The organism is Corynebacterium sp. S5S1 (assembly GCF_001913985.1).
GTDB classification, from domain to species: Bacteria; Actinomycetota; Actinomycetes; order Mycobacteriales; family Mycobacteriaceae; genus Corynebacterium; species Corynebacterium marquesiae.
In genome coordinates, this window is sequence record NZ_MKXT01000049.1 from 1 (window position 1) to 8935 (window position 8935).

An 8935-nucleotide genomic window follows, 5' to 3' on the forward strand; every position below is an offset into this window, starting at 1 on the left:
TATCGCCCGAGGAGGTCAGGTTGAATTCCTGATCCTCATTTACCTGTTTAATGAGGGTCTGCAGACGAGCTACGCCGATCTCATCACCGGCCTTGGCTGGGTCACCAATCTTGTCTTCCAAGTGACCGTGAATATCGGTGATATTGGTGACGGAGATGGTGGTCTTGTTTTCCTGTGCCACCGCCTGCGCGCCGGAGAGAGCAACAGCGGAAACGGTAGTGGCGGCCACAAGCTGGCCGATGCGACGGAACTGCATTGAAGTACTCCTAGATAGTAGAAAGCGACAGGATAATTTATATCGCTTCGCTAACTACTTGGCAGGAGAAATTAAGCTTGCTTGCTGGAGTTTTACCTTGCAGCAGTCAAGAATTCACACACAGGTAACCTCCCCGATGCCTTTGCGTTGCTTGCCCCGCCCCTCCTTGAGGGTGGGACACAGCGCCTTAGGCGGTTACGCGGTAAACGTCAAAGACGCCTTCGGTATTGCGCAGTGTGGTCATCAAGGTTCCCAATTGCTTGGTATCCGAAACGGAGAATGTGAACCTTACCGTCGCAATATGGTCATCGCCACGATTAGAGTTCATGGTCAAAACGTTGATGTTCTCATCGCTCATTACCCGAGTGAGCTCCGAAAGGAGGCCCTGACGGTCAAGGGCTTCCAATTGCAGCGTCGCCGAGAAAGCGCCCGTTGCGGAGGTACCAGAAGACCAGGCCACCTCCAACATGCGCTCTGGTTCTGCCTTGAGCTTTTCCGCATTAGTGCAGTCGGCTCGGTGCACGGAGACTCCCCCACCACGGGTAACGAAACCGAAAATGGCATCGCCCGGCACGGGCTGGCAACACTTGGCAAGCTTTGCCATCACATCGGGGCTGCCTTCCACCAAGATGCCAGTGCCCGATGCCGAGTCTTCAGTGTGTTGGGCGCGGGAGTGCTCAATCTCAGACAGTGGCGTGCGCGAGGCCAGGGTGTCAATGGCATCGTCTTGGTCACCGAACATGGCAACCAATTGGTTGGCCACGTGTTGAGCAGAAACGTGGCCCGCGCCGATGGCGGTATACAGCGAATCGACGTCGGCGTAGTGCAGCTGCTCGGCTACCTGCTTCATGGAGCTGGCGGTAAACAGGCGGTGCATAGGCAGGCCGCCGCGCTGGACTTCGGTAGCCAGGGCATCGCGGCCGGCTTCCAAGTGTTCTTCGCGGCGTTCCTTGGCAAACCACTGCCGCACCTTGGTCTTGGCGCGAGCGGACACGAGGAAATCCTGCCAATCGCGGGACGGACCAGCATTGGGATCCTTGGAGGTAAAGATTTCCACCTTGTCGCCGGACTTTAGCTTCGATTCAAGCGCGACGAGCTTGCCATTGACCTTGGCGCCGATACACCTGTGCCCCACCTCAGTATGTACTGCGTAGGCAAAGTCCACCGGAGTTGAACCGGCAGGCAGGTTCACCACATCGCCTTTCGGAGTAAAGGCGAAGATTTGCTTGGCGGTCAGGTCGTAGCGCAGCGAGTCGAGGAACTCGTTGGGATCGGCGGCTTCCTTCTGCCAGTCCAGAAGTTGGCGCATCCAAGCCATCTGGGCCACTTCTTCCTGGTGGCCCGAGTTCTTGCCCTTGGTTTCTTTGTAGCGCCAGTGAGCGGCCACACCGAACTCAGCGTTGTAGTGCATCTCGTGGGTGCGTACCTGGACCTCTAGCGTCGCGCCACCATTGCCCAGCACGGTGGTGTGCAGCGACTGATAGACGCCAAATCGCGGCGAAGAAATATAGTCCTTAAAGCGCCCGGGCAGAGCTTGGTAGATCGAGTGAACCACGCCAATTGCGGCATAACAGCTATTGACGTCCTCTACTAAGATGCGGATGCCCACTAAGTCAAAAATCTCCGCGAAGTCCCGGCCGCGTACGATCATCTTTTGATAGATGGACCAGTAGTGCTTTGGTCGGCCCATAACTTCGGCTTCAATGCCGTTTTCCTTCAGCGCCCCACTGACCTGGCTAATGATCTCCTTGAGCGCGCGATCGCGCGAGGGGGCGCGATCTGCCACCATGCGCACGATCTCGTCGTACTTCTTTGGATACAAGATGGCAAAGGACAGATCTTCCAGCTCCCACTTCACGCTGGCCATGCCGAGTCGGTGAGCTAGCGGCGCGATAACCTCGAGGGTTTGCCGCGCCTTCTTAGCCTGTTTTTCGGGCGGAAGGAACCGCATCGTACGCATATTATGCAGGCGGTCGCTGACCTTAATGACCAGGACTCGGGGGTCGGTGGCCATGGCGACAATCATCTTACGAATGGTCTCGGCCTCTGCGGCCGACCCCAGTGCCACCTTGTCCAGCTTGGTCACGCCATCGACCAAGCGAGCCACCTCCGGACCGAAGTCTCGGGTGAGGTCCTCTAGCGAATAGTCCGTATCCTCCACGGTGTCGTGCAGCAGTGCTGCGACGATGGTGGTGGTGTCCATACCGATCTCCGCCGCGATCGTCGCCACGGCGAGCGGGTGGGTGATATACGGCTCTCCGGATTTGCGAAAGACACCCTCATGGAGCCGCTCCGCGGTGTCATAGGCGCGATTGAGCAAATCAGCATCGGCCTTGGGATGAAACTTGCGGTGAATGGACATCAACGGGTCCAGCACCGGATTCACCTTCACTCGACCGCCGGTAAGCGAACGAGCGAGGCGAGCCGACATGCTGCGCATTCCGCCGCCGGACTGGCGCTTTACGGGTTTGTCCATGGCCAAATCTACCGCCCTTCACAGTGCCACGGGCCTTGTGGCCTCATGTCCATCTAGATCGTGGAATCTAGCTTAGGCATCCCATCTTAGTCTGTGGCATTCAACACAATGAGCGGCGGGCCGGATAAGCGCTCACGACCGTTGAGACCCTTGACTTCCAACACCACCACATTGCCAGCGACTTCGGCACCTGCGGACTCAAGCAAAAGCTTGGCACCGTGGAGGGTGCCACCGGTGGCTAAGACGTCGTCGACAAGCACTACGCGCTTGCCCTTGATGTCAACGCCGCTGGCTGGAATCTCCAGCGCCGCAGAGCCATACTCCAGCTCATATTCCTCGGTATATACCGGAGGGGGAAGCTTGCCCTTCTTGCGGATGGCCAGGATACCCAGGCCCATCTTGTAGGCGACGGCCGAGCCGAGGAGGAATCCACGGGCGTCTAGGCCGCCAATCATATCTGCGCCCAATTCCTCGCAGGCGGCCGCCAAGCCGTCCACTACGGTGCGAAATGCCTCTGGGTCCGCCAAGACTGGGGTGAGGTCCTCAAAGAGGATGCCCTCCTCTGGGAAGTCTTGAACGAGGCGAACCTTGTCCTTGAGTGCCTGTGCTGCTGATTCGTAGTGCGAACTCATAATCTTCCTTGAGAAATAATTGCGAGAGGTCGTAAACGCCCGATATTCGGGGCCTATTCCTTGTCCGTTGGGACGGTGCTGTGCCAGCGGTCCATATTCCAACCGATACCCGAAACGCCAGTGTACGGCAGGACACCTTCCACGTCGCGGTGGACCAGGAAGACGCGCGGCTGCGCGGAGAGCGGAATGGAAGGTACATCCTTCCACAGAGCTTCTTCTGTCTTCTTCAGCTCCGCAGAGTTCTTCATGCTGGACTCCACCGTGGAATATTCCGTCTGGGGATCAACTGGTCCGAGGAAGGCGTCGACGGTAGGTGCCCAGGTTTCCGGATCCATTTCCAAGTAGTGCTGGGACATGAACTCAGCGGACGCGTCCTCGATGGTAATACCGGCTGGCTCACAGGATGCACGCAATTGCTCCACCATGGCGGCGTAGCGTTTGTCTGGACCTAAATAGCCGACCTTGATGGTCGTACCGTTGAGGTCGCCGGCCTTGGCTAAATCAGTGCCTTGGTGTTGCTTGCCCACTTTGTCTAGACCGCCAGCAACCGGGTTGGTCACGGAAACGGTACGCAGGTAGGCCGGTGGCACCTCCACGCCGGAGGCCGCTGAGCTTGCTTGCGCAACCGCCTGCTGATCGACGCAAGCGGCAAAGCTCTCGCGTGCCCACGGCTCCGCGAATATTCCCGCTTCAGATAGCGTGAGAGTGTCCGTAAGCTCGCCAACCATTGGAGTGACCTCGTAGGGGGACTCCCCTGACTCATCCTTCGTGCTGTCCAGCCAGTCAGGGTTTTCACTTGCGGCGTCCACTACGCGCAACGCACCTTTATCTGCGAGCTTTTGTGCATCAGCATCCGAAGGCCAGACCACAACATGTTCCTCGGCGGGAGCGTCTCCGAAGTACTTTTCGTTTGCTTTAAGAATGATCTCCCCTTCGTCGCCTACCTTGTCAATGACATAGGGTCCGAAGGAGACCTGCAGCTCGGGATCTAGTTGATCCTTGTCCACGGAAAAGCCATAGCGCCATTCCTCAGCAACCGGCGCAAGCGCCTGCATGTCTTCTACTGTCAGCGCCGCGTTGAGTTCCTTAACGCTCAACCCGGGCTTTTTGGCTAGGGCATGGGCCGGCATGATCGTGCCGGCGCCAAACATGTGGCGCCAGCGCTGCCCCTGATCCTTGTTAAAAGTCAAGGTGAACCTTTTACCGTGGGGCTCACAGTTAAAATCCGCGATGTCATTCATCAACGGCATATGTGAGGCAAATTCAGCTGGATGAGTACCGGCCACATACGCCAACAGGTAGTCGTCACAAGTAACGGGGGCACCATCGGAGAAGACGGCATCCTCCTCCAAAGTGAGCTGGACGCTGCGCTGGTCACTGCCGGCTACAGGCGGAAGCTCTTCCGTCTCCACTAGATCCGCATTGGGGATCAGCTCGCCGGAGGGCCCGGGCACGAAAAGTCCTGGATAAAGCCGCGTAGACAACAGACCGGCGGAGGTGGCATCACCAAAAGACGTGCCGGCATTGGTCGTGGCCAAGCGGGAATTTACCTGGTAGCCAAAATATCCGTAGGATTCTGGCTCCTGCGGCACGCTAGCTGTGTCCTCCTCACTGCTCTGCCCGCTACAGGCAGAAGCAGCTAGGGCTATGGCCGAAACGCACGAGGTAATTACTTTCTTTCCCCAGTGACGTTCACTAGGACCGCTCTTTATTTTAAGCACCGTATTTTGCCCTCACTTCAGCTACCACTCCGCGAATATTTTACTACCGGAGGCTACCGGCCCGGGCGCCAAGTTGCGCCGGGTTGTCCAGTGGATTCGGCCGGATCATCATCGATCTCAGCCGGAGTGGCGGTTGCGCTCGCTGGTGAGACCACGGTGCGGGCGGGGGATGCTGCGCCAGATTCTGCCGCGGCATTCTCGTCCTTGCCGGCACGATAGTCCGTGACCCGCTTGTTGTGACGCTTGATCCTCTTGGACATGTTGGCAAAGGTCACAACCAAAGGCGTAGCAAAGAAAATGGAGGAGAAAATACCCTCGACCACACCGATGAGCTGGATGAGCGCCAAATCGCGGAGGGTACCGATACCCATAAGCCACACAGCTACCACGAAGAGCGCGATGATAGGCAGCGCAGAAATAACCGAGGTAGAAATCGAGCGCATAACGGTCTGGTTAATAGCCAAGTTTGTCAGCTCAGCATAGGTCTTCTTGCGTTGGCCCTCGAGGCCTTCCGTATTCTCGTTGATCTTGTCAAAGACGATGACCGAGTCATACATGGAGAAGGTCAGGACGGTGAGCAGACCAATGATGACAGCCGGGGAAACTTCGAAGCCAAAGAGGGCATAAATGCCGGCGATGATTACGCCGTCTGCAATCAGTGCGATGATCGCGGCGAAAGCCATGTTCTTCTGCAAGCGAATGGCCACGTAGACGGTCGCAGCTACCAGGAAGACCAGCATGGCAATGAGCATGCGCTGGGTAATAGAAGAACCCCAGGATTCGGATACCGTGGACGAGCCAATGGCGTCCGGGGTGGCCTTGCCGTTTTCATCCTTCGGCTGGAAGTTGTCATAGATAGCCGCGCGAGCCGCATTCACGTCCTCTTGGCTCAAGCGCTCAGAAACAATTTCCAAGGTCTCGGAATCGCCAGCGCCCACGATGTGAACCTGCTCGGGTTCTACACCGGTGGAGTCTTCAAAGACCTGGCTTACCTCATCTTCCTTGAGGTCGCCTGCCGGCATCGACAACGTGGTGCCGCCTTCGAAGTCAATAGAGAGCGAGAAACCACGAATGAGGATCGCAGCCACTGCGGCCACGATAAGTGCTGCAGTGATGCCATACCACAGCTTGGTGCGACCGATGAAGTCATAACCGCGCTCGTCCTCGTAGAGGCGGTCCATCCGGGAAATCTTATGCTTAGTCGAAACAGCCATGCTTATTTCTCCTCATCTTCCGCAGCATCTACGGGACGTGCGGTACTTGCGGCAGAATCTCCTGCCGTTGCTTTGGTGGCTGACTCCTTCGCGCTCGCGGACTCAGCAGCGTGTGCTTGACGACGTCCCGAGCCGAAGTAGCCGCGCTCACGGCGCTCTTCCACCAGTGCGTAGATACCACCGAGGCCGTTCATCGAAGGTTTAGCAGCAGCCGGACGGCGGCCGACCAGCTGCATCAGCGGCGCCATGACCAGGAAGGATACGACCAGGTCAAATACCGTGGTAAGGCCCAAGGTAAAGGCGAAGCCCTTCACCTCGCCGATGGCGAGGAAGTAGACCACAACAGAGCCAATCAAGGTCACCGCGTTACCGGTCACAATGGTGGCACGAGCGCGCTCCCACGCCTTTTGCGTAGCGGAGCGGAACGTGCGTCCCTCGAGGAGCTCATCCTTGATGCGCTCGTAGTAGACCACGAAGGAGTCAGCGGTTGCGCCCACACCGATGACCAGACCGGCGATGCCGGAAAGGTCCAGCGAGTAACCGATCCAGCGGCCCAGCAGAACCAGGGAGCCATAGGTCAGGAGGCCAGAGGCAATGAGGAAGATGAGGGATACGCCGGCAAGCGCGCGGAAGTAGTACAGCGAGTATGCCATCACTAGTACTAGGCCAACGAGGCCTGCAATGAGGCCGGCCTGCAGTGCGGCCTTGCCCAGTGTGGGCGGAATGGACTCGACGGTGCCGCCTGGTTCGCCATTTTCACCTGCGAAGGACAACGGCAGTGCGCCATACTTCAGGTTATTTGCCAGACTCTGTGCCTCTTCCTGGCTAAAGTCACCAGTAATGGAGGTGGCAGAGCCTACCGGGGTTGCACTCTGGATAACCGGTGCGGAAATAACCGCAGAGTCAAGCGTGATGGCAACCTGGTCCTTAAGGTGTTCCTGCGTCAGGTCTGCCCAAGTCTGAGAACCGTTCGGACCATCACCGGTCTTGAAGGAGAAGTTGATCTCCATCTGGCCAGACTGGCCGTTGAGACCGCCTTCGATCGGAGAATTGGTATCGATCTCGTTACCGGTGAGGCGGGTACCGTTTTCGTCCTTGATGCCATTGAGAAGCGGTGCTGGCTCCAGTACGTACGGGTTGCCGTTGGAGTAGTCACAGGTAACAAATGGCTTGGCAGGATCGTCGGCTCCGGCCAGGGGATCGGTACTGCCTTGGCAGGTCATCAGCGCAGAAGCTGCAGCCTGGGTGGTCGGATCCTCGGACTGACGGTCCTTCAGCAGCATTTCCGTTACTTCATCGCGACGCTTAGTCTGCTCAATAGAGTTGCTTGGCTCCTCAAGCGGCTTGGCGCTGACCTTGGGAGCTTTCTGTTTCTTCGGCTCCTTACCAGTCATCTGCGCTTCTTGCTGGGCGATGGCCTGGGTCATCTGCTCCATCTGCTTGTTGGCCTCGTCTGCGCTGAGTACGTCGTACTTCACCCAGCGGTTGGCCATATCTTCAAGCTCCTTATTGAGCTTTTCCATATCCGGCATGGATGGCTTAGCCACCGGACGGAAGAACAGCTGCGAGGTTTGGCCGACGGCCTGCGCTTGGGAGGCATCTTCTCCCGGAACGGTAATGACCAGGGTGTTGCCGTTGATGACAACCTCAGAACCAGAAACACCCATGCCGTTGACACGCTGTTCCAAAATGTTGCGTGCTTGCTTGAGTTGGTCTTGGGTGGGTTCCTCGCCTTGCGGCGCCAGCGTTACGCGGGTGCCACCCTGCAAGTCGATGCCGAGCTTCGGGGTGCCTTGACGGTTACCAGTTAAAAAGATAAGCGCGTAGATAACAACCACAATGAGAACGAAGAGCGCGATCGCGCGCTTCGGCCATTGGCGTTTGCTATTTTTCATAGCGCCACGGGTTTTTGCGGACAACGATAATCTCCTGTGCTGCTTATAACAGGGTGTTTAAACATTAAATACGGCCCAGCCACATGGCGCAGGCACGTTAACAACGCACAATCGTACGTCATCAAGCGGAATTTTCCTTAACGAGGTCCGGAAAAGACTCAAAGTGTGATGGGGTCTACGCTCCCCGAAGGCCCCACCCGCCTAGCAAACGTTAAGGCAACTCTTAGGAAATAGCGAGCTATTTCTTCTCCTGGCCGTCAAACGGAGGATATTCCTCATCTGGCAGGTTATCTGCCGCATCATTCTTGGCGTCCCCAGCAGCAGGGCGCTCAAGGCTATTGGCTTCCTCCTCCGTGCGAATGACGGCCATCTTGTCAAAAGTAACCACCACCCCAGGGGCGATTTCTAGATCCACATCCTTGTCGCCAGTGCTGCGCACCACGCCGTGCACGCCGCCCGCCGTAACGATGGCGTCGCCCGGCTGCAGGGAATTCTGGAGGGCCTGCATCTCATTTTGGCGCTGGCGCTGCTTTCGCATGGCCATAAACGAGGGAACGACGAAGAGGATGCCAATAATGATGAGAATGATGATTTCCATAGCACCCTAGTGTGCCAGACGGCGGTGCGCACAGAAACCCCAAGGGGGGTGTTCCTATATAGGTTGTCAACTCCGCGGGTGGGCTTGTTGGGGGTGTGAAGGGTTTCTGCTTCACGTTGTGGATGTTGTTTTCGGGCATCTTG

6 protein-coding genes and 1 pseudogene are annotated in these 8935 nt (G+C 57.4%); all 7 read right to left on the minus strand.

The genetic code is table 11. The features are described from left to right. Positions 1-256 (minus strand): annotated as a pseudogene (locus BKN05_RS11325) (bifunctional metallophosphatase/5'-nucleotidase); the annotation flags it as partial. A gap of 187 nt (positions 257-443) precedes the next feature. Next, positions 444-2732, minus strand: a complete 2289-nt coding sequence (locus tag BKN05_RS11330; RefSeq protein WP_286688682.1) for a RelA/SpoT family protein — start codon at positions 2730-2732, stop codon at positions 444-446. An 86-nt stretch (positions 2733-2818) separates the two neighbouring features. After that, positions 2819-3364, minus strand: a complete 546-nt coding sequence (locus BKN05_RS11335; RefSeq protein ID WP_005324978.1) for an adenine phosphoribosyltransferase — start codon at positions 3362-3364, stop codon at positions 2819-2821. Positions 3365-3417: 53 nt separating this feature from the next. Beyond that, positions 3418-4956 carry an ABC transporter substrate-binding protein gene (locus BKN05_RS11340; protein WP_286688683.1) on the minus strand — a complete coding sequence of 513 codons (1539 nt, stop codon included), beginning with the start codon at positions 4954-4956 and terminating at the stop codon, positions 3418-3420. Positions 4957-5138: 182 nt separating this feature from the next. Next, positions 5139-6299, minus strand: coding sequence for a protein translocase subunit SecF (secF, locus tag BKN05_RS11345; RefSeq protein WP_284787015.1), 1161 nt, complete (start codon positions 6297-6299; stop codon positions 5139-5141). Positions 6300-6301: 2 nt separating this feature from the next. Further along, positions 6302-8194 (minus strand): protein translocase subunit SecD, encoded by a 1893-nt coding sequence (gene secD / locus BKN05_RS11350; protein ID WP_286688684.1) that lies wholly within the window; start codon positions 8192-8194, stop codon positions 6302-6304. A gap of 238 nt (positions 8195-8432) precedes the next feature. Beyond that, positions 8433-8792 (minus strand): preprotein translocase subunit YajC, encoded by a 360-nt coding sequence (gene yajC / locus BKN05_RS11355; RefSeq protein WP_049378262.1) that lies wholly within the window; start codon positions 8790-8792, stop codon positions 8433-8435. Positions 8793-8935 lie beyond the last annotated feature (143 nt).